The 19678-nt window shown below is 48.3% G+C and carries 21 protein-coding genes; 12 read left to right on the top strand and 9 right to left on the bottom strand.

The features are described from left to right. Nucleotides 1-404: 404 nt before the first annotated feature. Both EKO24_RS20570 and EKO24_RS20565 read right to left on the bottom strand, forming a co-directional pair. Complete coding sequence (locus tag EKO24_RS20570; RefSeq protein ID WP_127028844.1) at nucleotides 405-749, bottom strand: hypothetical protein; 345 nt, start codon at nucleotides 747-749, stop codon at nucleotides 405-407. Nucleotides 750-989: 240 nt separating this feature from the next. Then, nucleotides 990-1190 carry a hypothetical protein gene (locus tag EKO24_RS20565; protein WP_127028843.1) on the bottom strand — a complete coding sequence of 67 codons (201 nt, stop codon included), beginning with the start codon at nucleotides 1188-1190 and terminating at the stop codon, nucleotides 990-992. Between the two features lie 49 nt (nucleotides 1191-1239). Here EKO24_RS20565 and EKO24_RS20560 point away from each other — a divergent pair, with 49 nt between their 5' ends. From EKO24_RS20560 to EKO24_RS20550, 3 genes are all read left to right on the top strand, one after another. Continuing rightward, entirely contained in the window at nucleotides 1240-1689 is a 450-nt protein-coding gene (locus tag EKO24_RS20560; RefSeq protein WP_127028842.1) for a helix-turn-helix domain-containing protein, read from the top strand. A 171-nt stretch (nucleotides 1690-1860) separates the two neighbouring features. Then, nucleotides 1861-2073 carry a TA system antitoxin ParD family protein gene (locus EKO24_RS20555; protein ID WP_127028841.1) on the top strand — a complete coding sequence of 71 codons (213 nt, stop codon included), beginning with the start codon at nucleotides 1861-1863 and terminating at the stop codon, nucleotides 2071-2073. Then, nucleotides 2070-2342, top strand: a complete 273-nt coding sequence (locus EKO24_RS20550) for a type II toxin-antitoxin system RelE/ParE family toxin (RefSeq protein ID WP_127028840.1) — start codon at nucleotides 2070-2072, stop codon at nucleotides 2340-2342. Before EKO24_RS20555 ends, EKO24_RS20550 begins: the two co-directional genes overlap by 4 nt. A gap of 69 nt (nucleotides 2343-2411) precedes the next feature. On the opposite strand, the gene EKO24_RS20545 is transcribed toward EKO24_RS20550, so the two are convergent. From EKO24_RS20545 to smc, 5 genes are all read right to left on the bottom strand, one after another. Further along, nucleotides 2412-2657 (bottom strand): nucleotidyltransferase family protein, encoded by a 246-nt coding sequence (locus EKO24_RS20545; RefSeq protein ID WP_241674731.1) that lies wholly within the window; start codon nucleotides 2655-2657, stop codon nucleotides 2412-2414. A gap of 309 nt (nucleotides 2658-2966) precedes the next feature. Beyond that, nucleotides 2967-3470: a hypothetical protein gene (locus EKO24_RS20540; protein WP_127028839.1), complete on the bottom strand. Its 504-nt coding sequence runs from the start codon at nucleotides 3468-3470 to the stop codon at nucleotides 2967-2969. Between the two features lie 75 nt (nucleotides 3471-3545). After that, entirely contained in the window at nucleotides 3546-5468 is a 1923-nt protein-coding gene (locus EKO24_RS20535; RefSeq protein ID WP_241674730.1) for a helix-hairpin-helix domain-containing protein, read from the bottom strand. A 164-nt stretch (nucleotides 5469-5632) separates the two neighbouring features. Then, nucleotides 5633-6328, bottom strand: a complete 696-nt coding sequence (locus tag EKO24_RS20530) for a cell division protein ZipA C-terminal FtsZ-binding domain-containing protein (RefSeq protein WP_127028837.1) — start codon at nucleotides 6326-6328, stop codon at nucleotides 5633-5635. Further along, nucleotides 6328-9840, bottom strand: a complete 3513-nt coding sequence (gene smc / locus EKO24_RS20525; protein WP_127028836.1) for a chromosome segregation protein SMC — start codon at nucleotides 9838-9840, stop codon at nucleotides 6328-6330. Before smc ends, EKO24_RS20530 begins: the two co-directional genes overlap by 1 nt. A gap of 109 nt (nucleotides 9841-9949) precedes the next feature. Between smc and queF the strand changes: the two genes are divergently transcribed. The 7 genes from queF (at nucleotide 9950) to EKO24_RS20490 (ending at nucleotide 13865) form a co-directional block, all read left to right on the top strand. Then, nucleotides 9950-10339 carry a preQ(1) synthase gene (gene queF / locus EKO24_RS20520; protein WP_127028835.1) on the top strand — a complete coding sequence of 130 codons (390 nt, stop codon included), beginning with the start codon at nucleotides 9950-9952 and terminating at the stop codon, nucleotides 10337-10339. A 122-nt stretch (nucleotides 10340-10461) separates the two neighbouring features. Continuing rightward, nucleotides 10462-10746, top strand: a complete 285-nt coding sequence (locus tag EKO24_RS20515; RefSeq protein ID WP_127028834.1) for an EscU/YscU/HrcU family type III secretion system export apparatus switch protein — start codon at nucleotides 10462-10464, stop codon at nucleotides 10744-10746. Beyond that, a complete protein-coding gene (asd, locus tag EKO24_RS20510; protein WP_127028833.1) occupies nucleotides 10743-11603 on the top strand; it encodes an archaetidylserine decarboxylase in 861 nt (286 codons plus the stop codon). Before EKO24_RS20515 ends, asd begins: the two co-directional genes overlap by 4 nt. A gap of 170 nt (nucleotides 11604-11773) precedes the next feature. Continuing rightward, nucleotides 11774-12013, top strand: coding sequence for a hypothetical protein (locus tag EKO24_RS20505; RefSeq protein WP_127028832.1), 240 nt, complete (start codon nucleotides 11774-11776; stop codon nucleotides 12011-12013). Nucleotides 12014-12222: 209 nt separating this feature from the next. Then, nucleotides 12223-12858, top strand: coding sequence for a hypothetical protein (locus EKO24_RS20500; protein WP_127028831.1), 636 nt, complete (start codon nucleotides 12223-12225; stop codon nucleotides 12856-12858). A 480-nt stretch (nucleotides 12859-13338) separates the two neighbouring features. Then, complete coding sequence (locus EKO24_RS20495; RefSeq protein ID WP_127028830.1) at nucleotides 13339-13626, top strand: BrnT family toxin; 288 nt, start codon at nucleotides 13339-13341, stop codon at nucleotides 13624-13626. Further along, complete coding sequence (locus EKO24_RS20490) at nucleotides 13623-13865, top strand: CopG family antitoxin (protein ID WP_127028829.1); 243 nt, start codon at nucleotides 13623-13625, stop codon at nucleotides 13863-13865. The genes EKO24_RS20495 and EKO24_RS20490 overlap by 4 nt, the downstream gene beginning before the upstream one ends. 150 nt (nucleotides 13866-14015) lie before the next feature. On the opposite strand, the gene EKO24_RS20485 is transcribed toward EKO24_RS20490, so the two are convergent. Continuing rightward, nucleotides 14016-14882, bottom strand: coding sequence for a hypothetical protein (locus EKO24_RS20485; protein WP_127028828.1), 867 nt, complete (start codon nucleotides 14880-14882; stop codon nucleotides 14016-14018). A gap of 313 nt (nucleotides 14883-15195) precedes the next feature. On the opposite strand from EKO24_RS20485, the gene EKO24_RS20480 reads away from it, so the two are divergent. Then, nucleotides 15196-15474: a hypothetical protein gene (locus EKO24_RS20480; protein ID WP_127028827.1), complete on the top strand. Its 279-nt coding sequence runs from the start codon at nucleotides 15196-15198 to the stop codon at nucleotides 15472-15474. Nucleotides 15475-15582: 108 nt separating this feature from the next. Here the strand turns inward: EKO24_RS20480 and EKO24_RS20475 are convergent, their stop codons facing one another. After that, nucleotides 15583-15939: a hypothetical protein gene (locus EKO24_RS20475; protein WP_127028826.1), complete on the bottom strand. Its 357-nt coding sequence runs from the start codon at nucleotides 15937-15939 to the stop codon at nucleotides 15583-15585. A gap of 376 nt (nucleotides 15940-16315) precedes the next feature. Here EKO24_RS20475 and EKO24_RS20470 point away from each other — a divergent pair, with 376 nt between their 5' ends. Further along, nucleotides 16316-19552 (top strand): bifunctional diguanylate cyclase/phosphodiesterase, encoded by a 3237-nt coding sequence (locus tag EKO24_RS20470; RefSeq protein ID WP_127028825.1) that lies wholly within the window; start codon nucleotides 16316-16318, stop codon nucleotides 19550-19552. Nucleotides 19553-19678 lie beyond the last annotated feature (126 nt).

The following is a 19678-nucleotide window of genomic DNA, read 5'->3' as shown; positions in this document are numbered from 1 at the left end:
ATTTATCCCAGCTGTACAAAATTCATCGTTGAATTTAAGCATAACAATGCCATGCATAAAAAGCATAGCGGATATTGTTTGTGACTAACGGGTTTCGCGCCTTAGCTCATTCTTTTACCCAAAGGGCATAAGTTTCGGTTGAGCGGACAAGCCACTCAACTCAGCTTTATACCCAAAGGGCATAAGTTTCGTTTGAGCAGACAGGCTGCTCAACTCAGCTTTATACCCAAAGGGCATAAGTAGGGTTTGAGCAGGCAAGCTGCTCAAACCAGCTTTAGGAATTAATATATGGGCTCGGCTTAGTTTTCAATGCTTGAGACAAGGAGGAGTATCCCTCTCCGGTTTGACAATATCCAGCAACAGTGATGCTGAATCCTAATCCCCCTATGATGGATTTTTCGCGTTTAATTACTCGTCAGTGCCGACGCCATAAACAAATTTAACGGCATTACGTAACGCTTTTGGCTGGGCTGGCAAATAACGGCTATTTGCTCGGCAGTACAATTATCAATATCAATGCGCCATTTAATGGTAGACGACGATTCGTATTGGTTAACCATATTAACAACCAAATTCTTAATCTGCTCATAGGTAAAAAAATCGTCTTCAAATTCAGCCAGGCCAATCGCGCATAAGTCAATAAAACGGCTGCGCTGCCGGGGCAAATAATCATGACTGTTTTTATAAATATAAATTTCAATTGCGCCCAATATCTGGGCCATTTTTTTTACTCCGAATTGATCGGTCATGGTTTTATCCTCTATCGATGTTGAGCCAAACGGCCGTTATACGGCGCCATGCGGATAAGCATTCGGCAGCGATTTTTAAGAGCCTTGAAGGCGCGCGGCAATCCCGGTATTAAGGCTCATGTCAATAAACGACTCGTCATCAACCCTAGCATGCCTATTCACTGTGTTTTGAGTGAAAACGCCTATTTTAACGAGTCAAGTTGGTAATAACCCAAAAGAGAACGTCAACGAAACAATGAGTTATTCCTGAACAATTTGGTTATTCCGTATGGTCAAGTTGAACATCGCCTTAAGCCCGGCATTAAAAACATTGCGGTACATAGTGCTGGGCAGCAAGTTGCTTTCAGCGGCTTTAGCATCGACAAAAGCTTTAACTTCAGCGCTATGGCGTAAATTCATCACGACTTTTTTATTTCTTGTTGAGATAGATTCTATCTGCATGGTGAATCCTTGTATAATAAAAGAAAACTTATGAATCAAAAGAAATGCGATGAACACAATAACACGTAAAAACAGGAGGTCAAGAAATAAAACACCTGAAATTACGAGGCTTCTTCTGGTTATGGATGCGCTAGGGTTAAAAGCCGCTGATATTGCAAGTAAAACTAAAATATCCGAGCGAACAATTAACAATTTTATTTGGAGCGATACGCCGATTGGCGCGCAATTATTGCGGGAGTTACACGCTCAATATGGGATTTCAATCGATTGGCTATTATCCGGAACGGGGGCTATGCTGCTAGGCCAAGCCAATGAGCCCGCCGGTGTTTATGAGGTCACGTCCAGCAACGACCTACGAGTCCAACGCATGTGCGCCTTTATCCAGGAATTGATGAGTTCGGCCTCGTCTGACGAGCAGGCGTGGCTGGAGACGCACTTCAAATTCTCAATGCGTCAATACCAGCAAATGCTGGCGGCGCAAAATCATGAACAGAAATAGGACCTTGGGCTAATCGTAATTATACCCAGAGGGCATAAGTTTCGTTTGATCGGACAAGCCGCTCAACTCAGCTTTATGTTGGATTGCCTTGTCGCATTTTAATTTAGTCTTGCACGGCAAAATCGGCACCCGCTATACTACATTTGTGGTAACTCTTTACCAGGAGCAAAAATGAGTATTTCCATCCGCATCGACGATGCACTCTACGAAACTGCCAAGGCGCGCGCCAAAGCCGAAATGCGTTCCATCCCGCAACAAGTATCCTACTGGGCCAAAATAGGCCGTGCCGCGCTGGACAACCCGGACTTGCCCATCGAGTTCGTGCGCGATACGTTAATAGCCATGGAAGATGAATCGGAACCTTTTGAATTGCCCGATGCATGAATGTGCAGCTTGAGCAAAAGCCTGCTTTCAAGCGCGTATACAAGAAATTGCATAACAACCAGCGCGAAGCCGTGCATTCGGCAATTCGCGCGGTGATTGCCGATCCGAACCTCGGCGAAGAGAAGAAAGGCGATTTAGCCGGCGTTTTCGTTTACAAATTCGACTGTGTCAGCCAACTATTTCTACTTGCCTATCAGTGGGATGAAACCAAACGGATATTGCTGGCGCTTGGCCCGCATGAAAACTTCTATCGTGATTTGAAGCATTAAAAAGTTAATGCGGTTCGCGCCTCAGCTCATTCTACAACCCTATTACCGTTGTAAAAGGAAGTTTTGAGGTCATAGCAAAACAGCTTCGTGCAAAACCCGCTGGCGCAAATGCTTGTTTAATGCACGCTCGCTGACTATATCGACCCTGCGAGCCAATGCGTTCGATAGCGCATCAATCAGGCCGACCTGATCCAACAGCGTTGTGCCGGGTAAAAAATCGACCAATAAATCAATATCGCTGTCTTCGCGTTCTTCACCGCGAACAACGCAACGGAACCAAACACGCGGATATTTACTGCGTGATAATTTTGGCAATATCAAGGATATTGGTCTTTTGGTGCTGTAAGGTTTCGTATAGTTCAGTCATGTTAATGGTCTCCTTGCTTATGCTGATTATACATAGTGTAGGGCGGTTTCGCGTAACGAACCGCTAATGAACGCAGAACGTTGATAAAAGCCTTTCGTAATTGCGGCGAATCCACCTTACAGCGTTCCCACATTTCAAGTAATTCCGGTTTGCCAGGGCTTGAAGCTCCATCCCGCGTTGAAGCATTTTTCGCGGTTGGTGCGGTTCGTGCCTAACCACATTCTACGAATCTTTTGTGAGTAATCTAGGATCAATCGCTAAATGGACGGGCGGGCTTGGCTTCTGTCACTCGTTTGTTCAACTTTCACAACATGACCGAGAACTTTTCCGCAAAAGTAGTCTATACAACAACTTAAGCGTTCGTCTTGGTTTGGATGTTTGCAGAAGATGTCCTTGTAGGTCTTGCCTAGAATCCGGCCAAATTCCTCAACGGCATCATTTTCAATAGACCACTTGAACTCATGTACGCAGTCATTTCGCATGTCATTTAACTTTTTCATTCCGTCAATAACTTGAGTGTCCATTTCTCCGAATGCCGCCAGCAGTCGCACTTTCTTTTCGAACGTTAAGCCGTTCTTCCCAAATAGCCCTTTTGTTGTCTGTAGTCGTGTTGCTAAATATCTTTCTATAAGGTGTTCAACGTATAGATGGGCAAGTAATACGTGAAGCTTTGGATCCTTGGCAACCTTTACCTCGTTTGTATAAATGGCAAACTCTCGATCCTCTATTTCTTTCAACTCATTCTCGTTATCGCGATCCATGTTCTATCTCATCTAATCTAATATATATGACATTGATGTCACGCAAACAAATAGAGCGACACATCACCCCCAAACTCATTCCTCCAACAACCCCAAATACTCCTCCTCACTAATCACCCGCACTCCTTTTTCCATAGCGGCCGCAATTTTCGCCGCACCCACATCGGTTCCAGTCACCAGAAAGTCCGTCTTCCCGGTGACAGAACTAGCCACTTTAGCGCCCAGACGCTTGGCCTCCTTGCTCATCTCATCGCGCTTGCCGTGAACCATCGTGCCGGTAAAAACAATGGTTTTGCCGGCAATCGGGCTGGTGCTTTGCTGTTGTTCGGCAAGCAACGGTGTTTGGATTAGATTAAAACCCAATTCGTAAATCTGCATAAAATCAGTTTTGATTTTTGCCAAGCATTCAACCACGGCGGCGCCGGTTTTTTCGGCAAAGCCTTCGATATTGATCACGTCTTCAACGCTCAAATTGAAAATATCCAGCAAGCGGTGATGTTGCAACAGCCGTTCGCAATTGCCGAGGCCCATCCGCAGGATACCGAAAGCGCCCAGGAAACGCCAATCTTCTATGGCTTCGGTCCGGCTGCGCTGCAATTGGTCCAGCAGATTTTGCGAGGTTTTATCGCCAAAACCCATGTCCTGTAATTGCTTAAGCTCCAGACGGTAAACGGCATAGACCGAGTTGACGCCATTGGCATGCAGCTTTTCGACGGTTTTCAGGCCGAAGCCGTCGACGTTGGCCAGCGTCCTGAAAAAATGCTCGATCGTGTTTTCAATCTGGGCAGGACATTTTGTCGTATTCAAGCAATAAAGATAATCGCTGTCCCAAACCAGCTCGCCGCCGCAACTGGGACAATGATCCGGAATCTGCGGCGCTGCCGGGGTGATGACGCGTTCGATTTTCGGTATCACCAAACCGGAGCGCGTCAGTTCGATCAACGTGCCGGGGCCGATGCCCAATTCCTTGACCATGCCGTAATGATGCGCGGTCGCCCTGGAAATCATTGCACCGCTGAGTTTGGTCGGCGTCAGCTCGGCGACCGGGTTGACGCGGCCGGAACGCGAGGTTTGCGGGGTAACGCTCAACACGGTCACTTCGGCGGTTTCGATGTTGTTCTTGAAAGCGATCTGCCAGCGGTGATGATGGCGGGTCGCGCCGAGATGTTGCTTGATGCGGTCGTTGTTTACCAGCTCGAACACGACTCCGTCTACGTCATAATCGACCTTGGCATAAACGTCTTTGACGATGCGGTCAAAATCGGCCAACAGCTCAATAGCTGGCCCTTGCCATGACGGCAACTGGGCGAACGGGAAAAACACGGCGGCATGATTTTGTATCGCTTCCAACGCGTGTTGCTCCAGGTCTTTTTCTTTGATGATGCTGGCCTGGAAATTCCGGGAGTTTTCAAAATAATCGGCCAAATAGGTGTTGAAATAATTTTGATTGACAACAATTTCGCCCGCGCCCTGCCCTCTTAGCCCGTTGCCGCCGACGATCAAACCGCGCTCGAAAACCCGGCTAATGTCGGTGCCTTTACGACCGTCGCCGCGGGTATATAAAAGTTTGCCGTCGTCGTAAGCCGCATAACCATCGAGCTTCGGCGTGGCCCGGACCGTCAATGCGGCAGGGTCTTCGTCAAGTTCTTTGGCTGCTTTTTCCAGCCGGGCCAGCCATTTTTCGATGCTGCTGCGGGTGTAGGCTTTTTCGGTTGACAGCATCGGCTCCGGCAGCGCGACGGTCTTGCCGACAGCGACGACTTCCGGCTCGACGGTTTGTAGATACGGATGCAGCGGATGGCGCTTTTGCAGTTCGGCCAGGAAAATAAAGTCATAGTCCGCATCGGAAATAAGCGGCTCGCCGCTACGGTACAAGGCGTTGCAGATTTGCAGAAACTCAAGCAACTGCTCGTCGGTCAGTTGCTGCGGGTTGGCTTGTGTTGCAATTTGAGCGATTTGCTCCGGGGTCAAATAGGTTGAAAGATCGGCTTCTTTCAAAAGGTCTAATTGGATATTGCTAAGGGATGGCACGTAAATAATCCGAACAGCGTTCAATGGTACGCACAGCGTACCCTACGAGGCAGGTTTCCCAAGCTGGAGCTTGGGAACCAGAGTAATGTTTAAGTTGAAGACGATGAGTAGCCGGAAACGCTACATCAACATCACAAACTTTGCCGAATCGCTTGAATAGTCGCTTCGGTCAGCGGTTGTCTTCTATGATCGAGGATGACGCCATCCAGTTTGTCAGCCAGCAAGTGAATGGTTTCGATATAGTCGTCAAACACTGCCGGTGCGTCATCCAGCGCTTCAGGCTGCATAAAAAACACGATGCCGGGACAGTAAAACTTGTCCAAGTCTTTCTCCGGGAACGTGCCGGGTTCCACGATACAGGCGACGCCGAAGTCAACCAAGCGGTTCGCGTCCAGGCGTTCGAATATTTTCAAACTGCCGTACTCAAGCCCGACCATCTTAAACGCTTCAACCAAATCGGCGCCGTTAAAATCTTCGTCCGCTTTGGTGATAATGCTGAACTGGATAATCGCCGGGGCGGCTGCGCGTGGCGGCGGCTCTACGTCGTCTTCATCCTGTTCATAGTATTCATTGTCGTCATCGTCTTCATCGTAATAACGATCCGACCGGTCATGGGCTTGACGGCTGCCGGGAGCTGTTCTGAGCGGGGCAATTTCAAAATCGTCTTTATCATCGATATCCAACTCTTCTTCATCATCGGCATCGTCATCATAAAAATCCATGTCTTCTTGCGCTTTTTTATCCTTTATATAAGCCAGGATCAACATGCCGATAACTACAACCATGCCGGTTGCAATAATTACAATTCTTAGTATTTCTTTATCCATTAGATTTCCGCCAGACTCACTGCTTCTTCAATATCAACTGCGACCATCCGGGACACGCCCGGCTCTTTCATAGTAACACCTGCCAGCTGTTTTGCAATTTCCATAGTCACTTTGTTGTGGGAAATATACAAAAACTGCACCGATGCCGACATCTCTTCAACCATTTTTGAAAACCGTCCCACGTTAGCATCATCCAATGGCGCATCCACTTCGTCCAACAAACAAAAAGGCGCCGGATTGAGTTCGAAAATCGAGAACACCAAGGCAACCGCCGTTAACGCTTTCTCTCCACCGGACAACAAATGAATGGAGCTGTTTTTCTTACCGGGCGGCCTGGCAATGATGTTTACGCCCGATTCCAGCTCGTCCTGCTCGGTCAACTCCAGATAAGCATGGCCGCCGCCGAATAACTTGGGGAACTTTTCTTGCAAACCGCTGTTTATTTTATCGAATGTTTCCCTAAAACGCAGCCGACTTTCTTTATCGATCTTGTTGATCGCTTGATCCAAGGTCTGTAACGCCTCGACTAAATCGGCGTGTTGTTCGTTAAGAAAATTCATCCGCTCGGACTGGGCCTTGTATTCTTCTATCGCAGTCAAGTTGATCGTGCCTAATCTTTCGATTTGCGCGACCAGGTCGTCAACCGTTCTTTTCCAGCTGTTTTCCTCGGCCTGTTCCGGCAAGTTTTGCAGCACCTGTTCGACATCGGCATCGATTTCTTTTAGCTGTTCGTTGACGGTTTGCTGGCGGACCCGGCTTTCCTGCAATTCAAAACGGATGTTATCCAGCGCTTCTTTTTGCTTTTCCAGCGCGCGCTGCGTTTTGATATGTTGCTCCGATAACCGGGTTATTTCCGCTTCAAGGTCTTCTTGAAGCTGGCGTTGCGTCTTCAGGCGGGCTTCCAATTGCGCTTTATCGATCACCATCTGTTCCAGCTGCTTTTTTTCCTGGTCCATCGGCGTTAGCGTTTGGTGCAGGCTAAGCTCCAATTCGGCAATGCGTTCGACCGATTGTCGATGTTGCAGCTGCAAGCGCTCCAGCTGTTTGCCGGTTAAGCTTTCGGACGACCGCAACGATTCGATCTGCGATTTGATACTGTACACCTGCTGCCGGGCTTCATTGGCGGCCTGGTCGATACGCTGTTGTTCGGATTGCAGTTCCAGGTTCGATGCGTCCAGATCCTGCTTTTTTTGCTCCTGCTCGAACATGACTTGCTCGGCCTGTTCCTGCAACAGCTGGGATTCGGCCATCGTCTCGGCGTTTTCCGCGACTTCCCGGCTTATCTCGTCAATATCGTTGCAGACTTGCTCCAGCCGGCGCTGCTGATGTTCCAGGCGGGCCGAATGCGCGCTGAATTCGGCGCTTTTCAACGACAATTCGCTGCCCAGGCTATTGTCCTGTTGCTGGAGCGTTTCGCGCATGGCCTCGGCATCTTTTAAACCGGTTTCGGCGTTTTCCAATTGCTCTTCGAACGTTTCAATTTCAACGTGCAAATCTTCCTGGCGCTGCTTTAACAGGCGCAATTCTTTTTCGCGTTGCAATACGCCGGTTTTACTGTCCTTGGCGCGGATGATTTTTATCCAGCCGGCGCCGAACCAAGTGCCGTCCGGGGTGATGACCGATTCGTGCGACTTAAGCTGGGCGGATAATGTCCTGGCGGTTTCGGCATCGTCGGCGCAGTAAACTCCGGCCAATAGATTGCTCAGGTCCCACGGCGCTTTGACCTTGTCCAGCAGACTGACATAGGCCGGGTTGCCGGCATAGCCTAACGTTTTAACGCCGGTTTCAACCAACATCAACGACTCATCGGTCAATCGCTGCAAGCCCGGAATAACCTGGTCCGCGCTCTCTATGCAAATCGCCTCCAGATAACTGCCCAAGACCGTTTCCACGGCGGTATCCCAACCGGCCTGCACGTCCAGGAATTCGGCAAGACGGCGGTTTTCTGTCAAATCCACGGAGGCCAGCCATGCGCTCAGGTGCTTGTTGTCCTTGCCCATCGCATGTTGCTGCAATAATTCCAGCGAGGTGATTTTGCCTTTTACCGTTTGCATTTCCGAACGGCGCTGATGCAATTCGTCATGATACTGCTTGATATGCTGGCGCTGTTCGCGTATTTGCTGATGCAGGTCTTCGAGCCGGTTTTGCAACTCATCGCGCTGAGTCTCTATCATTTCAATGCCGGCATCCAACGATTCAATCTCGCTTTGCAGATCGCTGGATTCCAAATCGCTACGTTCGTCGTGCAATTTATCCAGCCGGATTTGCAACTGGCGGTTCTGGTTTTCCAGCTGCGCCGTTTTTACCCGCTGCACTTCGGACTGTTCTCTATAACTGGAACTGGTCGTCCGGTAAGCTTCCCATTGCTGTTGCCAACTGCTTCTTTGCTGCTGGACTTCCTGCTGACGGTACAACACGTCTTCCTGCTGTTCCTCGGCGACAATCAACGCTTCTTCCGCTTCAAGCAACGCTTCTTTAATCGCTTCCAACTGCTGCACGTCGGCTTCCAGTTCTTTTAACGACTGGTCGGCTTGCTGGCGCAAACGGTTGATTTCGATCATCGTTTGCTCGCGGCTGCTCTCGCTGTGCTTGATGGTCTGCTCCAAACCGCTGACTTCGGCGACAACCCGGTAATAATCGCCCTGTGAACTATTGGTCTGCTGTTGCTGGGTTTTATGCTCGGCGCGTTTGGCCTCGACGTTGTTATCGATGTCGCGCAGTTCCACAAACAAACGGTTGTGCTCGTGGGCTATGTCCTGAAGTCTGGCATCCAGTTGTTTTGCGGCCTGATGATAGGCGTTCCAGCGCATCGCCAATAACTCTAGCTTGTATTGGCGTTCCTGCTTTTTTAGCTCGGTATATTTTTCGGCTTTTTCGGCCTGCTTTTGCAGGTGCTTGATTTGCTTTTCAACTTCGTCGCGCAAATCGTCAAGCCGTTCCAGGTTTTCGCGGGTGTGCTTCATCCGGGTTTCGGTTTCGCTACGGCGCTCTTTATATTTAGAAACGCCGGCCGCTTCTTCGATATGGATTCTTAAATCTTCAGGTTTCGCTTCAACCATGCGGGAAATCGTGCCCTGTTCGATGATCGCATAACTTCTCGATCCCAAACCGGTGCCCAAGAATATGTCGGTAATATCCTTACGGCGGCAACGCGAACCGTTCAACATAAATACGGAGGTACCGTCGCGGCTGACTTGGCGCTTGATCGCGATCGTATCGTATTGGGAATATTCGCCGCCCAGCTTGCTGTCGGTGTTGTTAAAAACCAGCTCGACCGAAGCCGTACTAACCGGCTTGCGTCCCGATGAACCGTTAAAAATCACGTCGGCCATGCTGCCGCCGCGCAAATGCTTGGCGGAGCTTTCGCCCATAACCCAACGCACTGCATCGATAATATTGGATTTGCCGCAGCCGTTAGGCCCGACGATGGCAGTCAAATTGCCGCTGATAGGAATGACTGTTTGATCAACAAAGGATTTAAAACCTGAAAGCTTGATTTTTTCCAGTTTCATAGTACTGGTATGAATATCTCGACAGTTGAATTAAAATAACCGACTATTATTAACGATAATTAAACTAGTATCGAATTTTTTATATATCCCTTTCATCTATAAGCAGAAAATGACAACTCAACCAAGCAAAGACCTGGAAACTTTCGACAACCCGCAACCGGGCCGTGATTACACCATTCGCATCGATATACCCGAATTCACCTGCCTATGCCCCAAAACAGGCCAACCGGACTTTGCCACTATCCGCATCGAATACGTACCGGGAGCATCATGCGTAGAGCTCAAATCGCTTAAACTGTATATGTGGGCATTCAGGGAGCAAGGCGCATTCCATGAAGCGGTCACCAATGAAATCCTGGACGACATCGTCAAAGCCATAGCGCCGAATTTCATGCGCATCCGCGCCGAGTTCAACGTGCGCGGCGGCATTTACACCACCGTTGTTGTAGAACACCGAAATCCCGATTGGCAAGCGCCGGCATTGGTTACGCTGCCTTAAATTATTAATAATGAATCCGCCAAAAGCATCGTCCACGAAAAACACAAAAAACACGAACATTATTGTATTTTCGTGCCTTTCGTGCTTTTTCGTGGATAATGTTGTTTTGGCGGTAATCCATCATGGCTAAGACCTATTACACCTCGGACATTGCCGTCGCATTAAAATACGACGGCAAGAATGCGCCCAAGGTGACGGCCAAAGGCTCGGGTCTTACCGCCGAACAAATCCTGCAAATCGCCGAACAGCACGGAATACCGCTACAAACCGAGCCGGAGCTGGCAAGAATCCTGGCCCAGATTCCTCTAGGCGATGAAATCCCCAATGAACTCTATGTCGCCGTCGCGGAAATCATTGCGTTTGCGTATTTCCTCAGCGGCAAAACACCCGACAATTACCAACCATGAATTTTAAAGAAGCCCTGACCACCCTGCCCCAATACGTACTGCCTCACCACGCGTTGTCGCAACTGATGAGCAAGCTGACGCATTGCGAAAATAAAGCTTTTAAAAACCTGTTTATCAAACAGATCGTCAAGCATTACGGCGTCAATATGGACGAAGCGCTGGAGCAGGACATCGGCGCCTACAAGAGCTTTAACCATTTTTTCACCCGCGAACTAAAACCCGGCGTTAGACAGTTCAGCAGCGAAAGAAACGCGATTGTTTGCCCTGCCGACGGTGCAGTCAGCCAAGCCGGCGCTATTACCGGCGGGCAAATCTTCCAGGCCAAAGGCAAAAGCTTTACCGCGACCGATTTGCTGGGCGGCGACGCGGCCAGGGCCGAACCGTTTAACGACGGCATCTTCACGACGATTTACCTGTCGCCGAAAGACTACCACCGTCTGCACATGCCGCTAACCGGCACGTTGCGGGAAATGGTGCATATTCCCGGCCGCTTGTTCAGCGTCAATGCGGCCACGACCAACTCGGTCCCCGGCTTGTTCGCCCGCAACGAACGCGTCGCCGCGATTTTCGATACCGAAATAGGTCCGATAGCGTTGGTGCTGGTTGGTGCAATTTTTGTGTCCAGCGTCGAAACCGTCTGGCATGGCGTCGTTACGCCGCCGAGCGTTACTTCCGTGCAAAGTTGGCAGTATGGCGACGATGCGCCTACATTGAAAATCGGCGAGGAAATGGGCCGGTTTAATATGGGATCTACGATTATTGTTTTGTTCGGCAAGGATAAGGCGGAGTGGGATGTTGGGTTTGAAGCGGGGAAAACGGTTAGGTTGGGGGAGATTATTGGGAGGGTTGTTGGGTAGTTTTATGTCGGGCGGACAGGATTAATGTGTATTTTTGGTTTGTTAAATCACGGTTACTATCAGCAATTTCCCTGTTTATAGTATCCTCTCTAACGGATTACAAGAGCCGTATTGCACACCTGTTTAGGTGTCTACTTAACATTATGCTTCAATATTAAAAGGGTACGTAAATGGTAGAAGTTAAAATCCGTGAAGTGGTTGAGAACATTTCAGCTCTTGGTCCTGTGGGAATGCAATTAAATCAAGCTTACAGTTATCTTCAATTGTATTTTTCTGAATCTGGCGAAGTAGTGTCCGACAATATTTACACCTTGAAGCAAGGTGAACAGGAACAAATGTGCAATATTATCGATGGAAAAGCAATAGGGGTTGAGTGGGTTGATCGTAATCAACCAATGTTCTTGGTTTAAAATCCTCACTCGCATAAGTAGGTATGATAGCTGCCTATATTTCGCATAACACATCTCTCAAAGGAACGCTTAGCTTGGCATTATGGCTTAAAGTCAGGTAATAAAGCAGCCAAAAGCGTTAAGTCGTAGTAATTCAACACAAACGAGTAACCAATGAGATTGGATAAGACAATAGGTTTGCACGTATCAAAACGGAATGATAAAAAATCATGAAGCTTAAAATGATAGTTTGCGGCGCTTTTATGTCGCTAATCTTGGTTGGCTGTTTCTCGCCGACTAAACCTCAGGTGATCGATTATGTGGAGTGTCGGAATAGAATTCATGAGTCATATCTGAATATCAATCCCAAAATGAAAGTCGCGAACGCACTGGATTATGGACTGATCTTGAATACGAACAACATCTATCAAAAAACTATCGACGCGATATACTCGGATCAGGAAGCAACAGAAAAACTAATGAATGTGATCTATGACTTGCCCTGTTTTTCTAAAACGCCTAGTAGTGATGAGAAGATGTGGTTAAAGCCTTATCATATGATGGAGATTGGTGCGGAATTAAAATACATCAATAAAAAAGCGTTACCAGTTATCGAGGCCATTGTGTCGAAAAAACAAGAAGAGCAATGGAAAACTAACCGTCATTTGTTGCAGGAAATCGGCACCAAAGTTTGTAGAGATGAGGGAAATATCGGTTATGTCGGGTATATAGAAGGGATTCAACCGAAAAAGATTAAAATCAGAGTTTCTGATTCACGTTTATTATCTTCCTCGACATTAAAACCAGGCGATTTTAAGGAATCGATTATTTGGGATATTCCAAAAAATTGGTATGTTTGCGAATAAGCCCGGTAGGGTACGCTGTGCGTACCTTGTTGAATTTATGTGTGATCTTGAATGGTACGCGCAACGTACCCTTGTATCTTAAGCTCCGCCATGGTTAGCTACCTTGGTACTGAGGCAGAAGTCCCGTAGGCCGGAATAAGCCGGTTCGAGCGGTAGCGAGAACTGGTGTTTCCGGCAAACACAGCCAAAATTCGCCGGAAACGCCACCTCGCGCTACGCGCTTGGAGGTCTTATTCCGGCCTACATGTAATTAATGTTTCGAGTTTTCCGTGAGCCCAGGGTACGGCTTAATATTTAATTCAAAAGCCGCAATGCTATATAAGGCAGATTCACGCTAGCAATCCGCCAATCTACAGTCATTTCATATCCTCGACTTATTCACTAACACAATAAGGCGTAATCCTTCAGCTTTCCGTGCCGCGCCCGGTTAGCTCTTTAGGCATTGCTTGACATACCAGCCTTTGTACATACAATGTAACCATGATTAAGTTTGAATGGGATTCAACAAAGGCTGCCAGCAACCAGAAAAAACATGGCGTTTCTTTTGAAGAAGCCAAGTCTGTTTTTTATGACGAATTTGCAGTGCAATTTTATGATGACGGGCATTCGGAAGAAGAACACCGCTTTTTGATGCTTGGTTTTAGCTCTGAATCCAGAATGCTTCTTGTCTGCCACTGCGAACGCGAATCCGGCAATACAATCAGGATAATATCGGCCCGCAAAGCAACTAAACGCGAATGTAGCCATTACAAAGGTAACGTGCCATGAAAGCAGAATATGATCTTTCCCAAATGAAATCGCGAAAAAACCCTTATGCTGCCAAACTTAAGAAATCGGTTACTATCCGCTTGGGCGAGGATGTGATCGGTTATTTCAAAGAAATGGCTGAAGCTACTGGTGTACCTTATCAAAGTCTGATCAATTTATATCTTCGGGACTGTGTGCGCCAGCATCGGACAATTGATATTTCTTGGCAATCAAACTCAAAGACAGTTTCAAGCCAATAAAAATTCGCTTTCGAGCGGGACGGGGTTTGTAACTCCCGTCCCTAACGTTTCTGCGATTTCCAAGCTAAAGAACCAAACATAGTACGATGAAACGTATTACACCGCATGTTTTCCGAACATGAATTACGCCCATCGAACAATCAAAACAACTCAACGCCCAGGCGTACCAATATAACCATGAGCAACGCCGTTGGCATCCTCGTAAAACCCGACGATCTCACCTTGGGCGTTAATTGAATAGATCGCACTCGCGGAAGAATCAGGCACATCGACCGTTGTGTAAACACCATTTTCAAGCATAAAGCCGTGCTGATGTTTATCGGCGTCTATATACAATCCGACAATCTGGCCGGCGTTGTTGATTCCTTCCGCTACGGTTAAGGTCGCGCCGGGCACGTCCAGTGTTGTATAAGTACCATTGCTTAGCAGGAAACCGTGACGTTTCCCCTCTGTATCCACATAGTCTCCGACTATCTGCCCCCGGTCGTTAATTCCGAAAGCAATCGTGTCGAACGCCGGTGGTACATTGCCGGTAGCGTAGACGCCCTTATCCCAGAAAAAACCATGCCGTTTGTCGCTAGAATCCCTGTAAGTTCCCACGGTTTGATCTTGCTCGTTAAGGAAGCCGCCTTCTGATCTGTTTGAACCGGGAGGGTCGAGCGTGGTTAAGACGCTGTTATTATAGAAATAGGCATGGAATGTATGGGATGGACTCCCATCCAGATAGGTTCCGGTGATATGGCCGTTCGCATTGATTCCATTGACGGAAGAATACCCGGCTGCGCCAAGCACGTCGATTACCGTATAAGCGCCGTTTTTCAATATGAAGCCGTGCGTGTTGCCGTTTTCATCGTCGTATTCTCCCGCAATCGCATCCGTACTGTTTGCGTTGGCAAAGGTAGCGACCGAGCCGGGCGCGTCGATTGGGGTAAAGGTAAATGCCGCATTTGCCAGCCCCGGAATAATCAGGATCAGGCCCAACGTCATGGCTGCCGTGATATTTCTCTTAGTCCTCATTGCGTCGCTCCTGTTTAAGATTCATTGACTTTCAACATCACCATGAAAAAAATAGCTTTCGGATGAAATAGCTTAAAAAACTACAACTTGGCAAGAAAACGACTCTATAAAACGCTTTAAATAATGGCCGGTAAATAGATATTTGTACGTAAGTTCATTGGAAGTATCGAAAAATCAGGATATTTAACTGGGTTTTAATTTGAATCTAATGAAAATTCAACGCTAGCGGCTGAAAGGACGAGTGGCGCTTGAGCGGAACAAGGCAATTTGATACTGTGACGCTCGGTTTTAACATCACCCACGGAGTTTTATCATGATAGGCACAATTACCGCGTTACTGATCTCTTACTGGTTTTACAAAAGCGCCGAAGCGACCGGCAAGAACCCGCTATCGTCGGCTGGCGTAGGTTTCCTGTCCTATCTGCTTCCCTGCGTGGTTTGGACCTTTGCGATAACGCCAAGCCTACGCGATGCGGTTGAACATAACCCCGGCACCGTGTCCGGCTTGTTTGTCAATTACGCTTATATCTTGGTCGGCACGGCCTGCGCTATCGGGGTTAAGTTCCTGCACTTTAAGCAGAGTGAATCGTAAAAGTAGAGCCGGAGTGCAGGCTTCGCCTGCAAGCGCAAGCAAAGCTTGCACTCCTGAATTTATGCCATTTTCCAACTTCGGCCGGGGAAACAGCGCGAGAACAAAAAATCACAATTCCGACCGCCGCAAACGCTTTTCCCTCGGCAACACGCCGAAATAATAGATACCAAGAAATACAAAACCGATGCCGAAAAAGATTCTGGCAAACGGTCTGAACGTATCGTCGAAAAAAAACTCGCCGATCATCCACAGCGCATTGCCGCATATCCAGCTACTGACGGCTAAGTTATGAAATAAGTCGGCGGTGTTTTTTCGTCCCAACCAGGTAATGTGAAAAGCCGCTGCAACCGTCGGCATAATCATAAAAACACCTTCAAGCCGCCATTCCATCAACCAGCAAGTATCTTTCAAAAGCCATAATACGATATGAAGATTTTCATATTCGCGAAGTTTTGTTTCTATCATCCGGCAAGCCTTATTCAATCCGGTTTTTTGGTGTTTATTTTAACCTGCCGGGATAGCCTGTATTGCGTTTTTACGATTCAAATAATATCCAGGGCAAAACATATCCTGATTGCCCTGCCAAGGCCATTCATCTTTACCTTGTTGCATTTGAAATGTTGCGTTAGTATCCACGTTAGTTCATGAATCCATATAATAAAAACTAGCCAATAAATTCAACTCGTTCATGATTCGTCCGCATCTCAATAAATTATTGTCGTCAATTCCTTACTGTTCTGCTTATGGACAACCGGCTTATCTTTCCAGCAGGCTTTGCAAATATTCTGCAATGATGGCAGCTATTCAGGTATTACCGGTTGCATAATAAGAAGCTATCGCTATGATCGACGTCCTTCACTTTCAGTCCTCACCGCCCGCTCCTAATTTTGTTTATCTCGGTTCCTACGACCCTGCATGGATTATTATTTCTGTGCTTCTCGCTATTTTTGCGTCCTATGCAGCCTTAAACGCCTCGGCACGGATTGAACACCTGCATGAGAGCACATCCAAACTCTCTTGGACCATGATCAGCGCGGTCACCTTGGGTGTCGGCATCTGGTCAATGCATTTCATCGGTATGCTGGCATTAAGCTTACCCTGCAGCATTCACTATGATCCGTTAATTACCTTAATCTCGATGATTCCGAGCATTTTAGCCAGCGGCGTCGCTTTGGGCATTGTCCGGCGTCATGGAAGCCAACGACTGCCGCCGCTGATCGGTAGCGTTTTACTCGGTTCAGGTATCGGACTCATGCACTATAGCGGTATGGCCGCCATGCGGCTGGAAGGTACAGTGCGTTACGATTTATCTTTATTTGTCTTATCGATTGCCGTAGCCATTGGCCTGTCTTACCTCGCATTGCGTGTGAAGAGCGATGTAATCTGCATCAATAAGCGCCGTAATGCAGTAGTTGCCGTTATTATGGGCGGCGCGGTATCCGGCATGCATTATACCGCCATGTCGGCCTCATATTTTGTACGAGACGATATGGTCAAGTTGCCGTCTCCCGGCTTTACCACCAACAACCTTCCCATCTTCATCGCTCTCACTACCGTCTTTCTGGCTTTAGCTGTTTTAGTTCTGGCCGCCTTTTCGTCTAGCCGAGAGATGACTAAACAATTCCGCAATAGTGAGGAACGCTGGAAGTTTGCATTGGAAGGCGCAGGAGACGGTGTGTGGGATTGGAACCTTCAGACCGGCGACGCCTTGTTTTCCGAACGCTGGAAAGAAATGCTCGGCTACAGCGAACACGAGCTACCGGATATCCGAACAATTTGGATAGAAGATATTCATCCCAATGATAAGAGACAAGCGTTAACCGCTGTTCGGAAACATTTTGCCGGCAACCAGCCTTTTTTTGTTATTGAGTATCGCATACGTTGTAAGGATGGCTCCTGGAAATGGATATTGGCCCGAGGAAAATTAGTCAGTCGCGATGCAAACGGACGCCCCTATCGAATGATCGGCACACACACCGACATCACTGATCGCAAACATTCCGAACACTCCCTGCAACGTTCCGAATCCAAATTCCGCACGCTTTTCGATTCGACCAGCGACGCGGTAATACTGCTTGACGAGACCGGCTTCCTGGATTGCAACAAGGCGACATTGGCGCTTTTCGGGTTCGAGACATTGGAGGCATTCTGCGCTAAGCAGCCTAATGACCTGTCGCCGCCGAAGCAAGCCTGCGGCTCAAGTTCACTGGTATTAGCCCGGCAGCACATCGACACAGCCATGAAGAAAGGCGGGCTTTGCTTCGAATGGTTGCATAAGCGAGCGGATAACGGCGAGATTTTTCCTGCCGAAGTGCTGTTGAGCCCTATGAAATTGAACGGCAACCCGGTTCTCCAGGCCACTGTCCGCGACATTTCCGAACGTAAGCAGGCCGAGACGGAACTGCGCATTGCCGCTACGGCTTTTGAATCGCAGGAAGGCATCATGGTCATCGACGCCGATAAGATTATCCTGCGGGTAAACCGCGCTTTCACCCGTATTACCGGTTACAGCGCGGAAGAAGTTATCGGCAAGAGCCCGCGCCTGTTCCAATCCGGTCTTCAGGATGAAGCATTTTATGCGGCTATGGCCGAGAGACTCAAGAACAAGGGAAACTGGGAGGGCGAAATCTGGAATCAACGCAAAAACGGCGAAATTTATCCGGAATACCTGATCATCACCGCCGTAAAAAACAAGGACGATGTCGTCACCAATTACGTTGCGACGCTGATTGATATTACCCTGAACAAGAAGGCTGAAGATGAAATACAACGTTTGGCTTTCTACGATCCTCTTACCAATCTGCCTAACCGGCGCCTGCTGCTGGACCGTTTGAACCTGGCTTTGGCTTCCAGCCATCGTAGCGGCCGTACCGGTGCCTTGCTGTTTATCGACCTGGATAATTTCAAGACGCTGAACGATACGCTAGGTCACGATATGGGCGATTTAATGTTGCAGCAGGTTGCCGAACGACTGAGCTCATGCATACGCGAAGGCGATACCGTCGCCCGTCTGGGAGGCGATGAATTTGTGGTTATGCTCGAAGGTTTGAGCACCCAAGCCGTTGAAGCCGCCGCCCAAACTGAAATGATCGGCGAAAAAATCCTGGCCACTCTCAACCAGCCTTATCAACTGGCCCAGCACGAATACTACAGCACCCCCAGTATCGGCACAGCCTTATTCAATAATCACGGGCAGGCAGCCAATGAGCTGTTGAAACAGGCCGATATTGCGATGTATCAAGCCAAGATTTCCGGCCGCAATGCCCTGCGTTTCTTCGATCCGCAAATGCAGGCCAGCATTAATGCCCGCGTGGCGCTGGAAGCCGATTTGCGCTTAGCGGTAGCGGAAAGCCAGTTCATACTCTATTACCAGCCGCAGGTTTGCCACGACCGTCAAATCATAGGCGCCGAAGTATTGATACGTTGGCAACATCCTGAACAGGGTTGGGTATGCCCGTCGGACTTTATCCCGCTGGCCGAGGAAACAGGATTAATACTGCCCATTGGACAATGGGTTATGGAAACGGCTTGCGCCCAAATAAAACGTTGGGAAGCCGGCGACCATACCCGGGATTTACAACTGGCCGTTAACGTCAGCGCAAGGCAATTCCATCAATCCGATTTTGTCGAACAAGTGCGTCAGGCCTTGGATCGTAACGAAATCAAACCCGCCAGCCTTAAATTGGAATTGACCGAAAGCCTGGTGCTCAACGATATAGACGACACCATCTTTAAAATGAACGCGCTTAGGGAAATCGGCGTGCGCTTTGCAATGGACGATTTCGGTACCGGTTATTCATCATTGGCCTACCTGACGCAATTGCCGTTAGATCAATTAAAAATTGACCAGTCGTTTGTCCGCAACATCGGCATGAAACCGTCGGATTCGATGATCGTGCAAACCATCATCGGCATGGCCAACAACCTGGGTATGGAAGTTATCGCCGAGGGCGTCGAGACCGAAGCGCAACGCGCTTTTCTGGAACAGCATGGCTGCCCGGTTTGCCAAGGTTACTTGTTCAGCAAGCCTGCACCGCTGGCGGAATTTGAGCAGTTGTTAAAACCTTTGCCGAGTTAGCGGTAAGTAATCCCGCTAAAGTTTTCCGGTATTTTGGAGTGCAGGCTTTGCCTGCTTTGCAAGCAGAGCTTGCACTCCAGTTGTAAACTTATATTCAGGTACTTATTATTTCTTGATAAAACGCCC

Origin of the sequence: Candidatus Methylobacter oryzae (assembly GCF_003994235.2) — a bacterium.
GTDB lineage: Bacteria > Pseudomonadota > Gammaproteobacteria > Methylococcales > Methylomonadaceae > Methylobacter_A > Methylobacter_A oryzae.
This window is presented reverse-complemented; position numbering and strand designations above follow the sequence as displayed.

Coding starts and splice junctions, on each gene's coding strand:
- EKO24_RS20570 (WP_127028844.1), bottom strand. CDS start 749: ATGACCGATCAATTCGGAGTAAAAAAAATGGCCCAGATATTGGGCGCA.
- EKO24_RS20560 (WP_127028842.1), top strand. CDS start 1,240: ATGAACACAATAACACGTAAAAACAGGAGGTCAAGAAATAAAACACCT.
- EKO24_RS20500 (WP_127028831.1), top strand. CDS start 12,223: ATGAAGCTTAAAATGATAGTTTGCGGCGCTTTTATGTCGCTAATCTTG.
- EKO24_RS20480 (WP_127028827.1), top strand. CDS start 15,196: ATGATAGGCACAATTACCGCGTTACTGATCTCTTACTGGTTTTACAAA.
- EKO24_RS20565 (WP_127028843.1), bottom strand. CDS start 1,190: ATGCAGATAGAATCTATCTCAACAAGAAATAAAAAAGTCGTGATGAAT.
- EKO24_RS20505 (WP_127028832.1), top strand. CDS start 11,774: ATGGTAGAAGTTAAAATCCGTGAAGTGGTTGAGAACATTTCAGCTCTT.
- EKO24_RS20530 (WP_127028837.1), bottom strand. CDS start 6,328: ATGGATAAAGAAATACTAAGAATTGTAATTATTGCAACCGGCATGGTT.
- EKO24_RS20470 (WP_127028825.1), top strand. CDS start 16,316: ATGATCGACGTCCTTCACTTTCAGTCCTCACCGCCCGCTCCTAATTTT.
- asd (WP_127028833.1), top strand. CDS start 10,743: ATGAATTTTAAAGAAGCCCTGACCACCCTGCCCCAATACGTACTGCCT.
- queF (WP_127028835.1), top strand. CDS start 9,950: ATGACAACTCAACCAAGCAAAGACCTGGAAACTTTCGACAACCCGCAA.
- EKO24_RS20540 (WP_127028839.1), bottom strand. CDS start 3,470: ATGGATCGCGATAACGAGAATGAGTTGAAAGAAATAGAGGATCGAGAG.
- EKO24_RS20555 (WP_127028841.1), top strand. CDS start 1,861: ATGAGTATTTCCATCCGCATCGACGATGCACTCTACGAAACTGCCAAG.
- EKO24_RS20490 (WP_127028829.1), top strand. CDS start 13,623: ATGAAAGCAGAATATGATCTTTCCCAAATGAAATCGCGAAAAAACCCT.
- EKO24_RS20550 (WP_127028840.1), top strand. CDS start 2,070: ATGAATGTGCAGCTTGAGCAAAAGCCTGCTTTCAAGCGCGTATACAAG.
- EKO24_RS20495 (WP_127028830.1), top strand. CDS start 13,339: ATGATTAAGTTTGAATGGGATTCAACAAAGGCTGCCAGCAACCAGAAA.
- EKO24_RS20475 (WP_127028826.1), bottom strand. CDS start 15,939: ATGATAGAAACAAAACTTCGCGAATATGAAAATCTTCATATCGTATTA.
- smc (WP_127028836.1), bottom strand. CDS start 9,840: ATGAAACTGGAAAAAATCAAGCTTTCAGGTTTTAAATCCTTTGTTGAT.
- EKO24_RS20485 (WP_127028828.1), bottom strand. CDS start 14,882: ATGAGGACTAAGAGAAATATCACGGCAGCCATGACGTTGGGCCTGATC.
- EKO24_RS20515 (WP_127028834.1), top strand. CDS start 10,462: ATGGCTAAGACCTATTACACCTCGGACATTGCCGTCGCATTAAAATAC.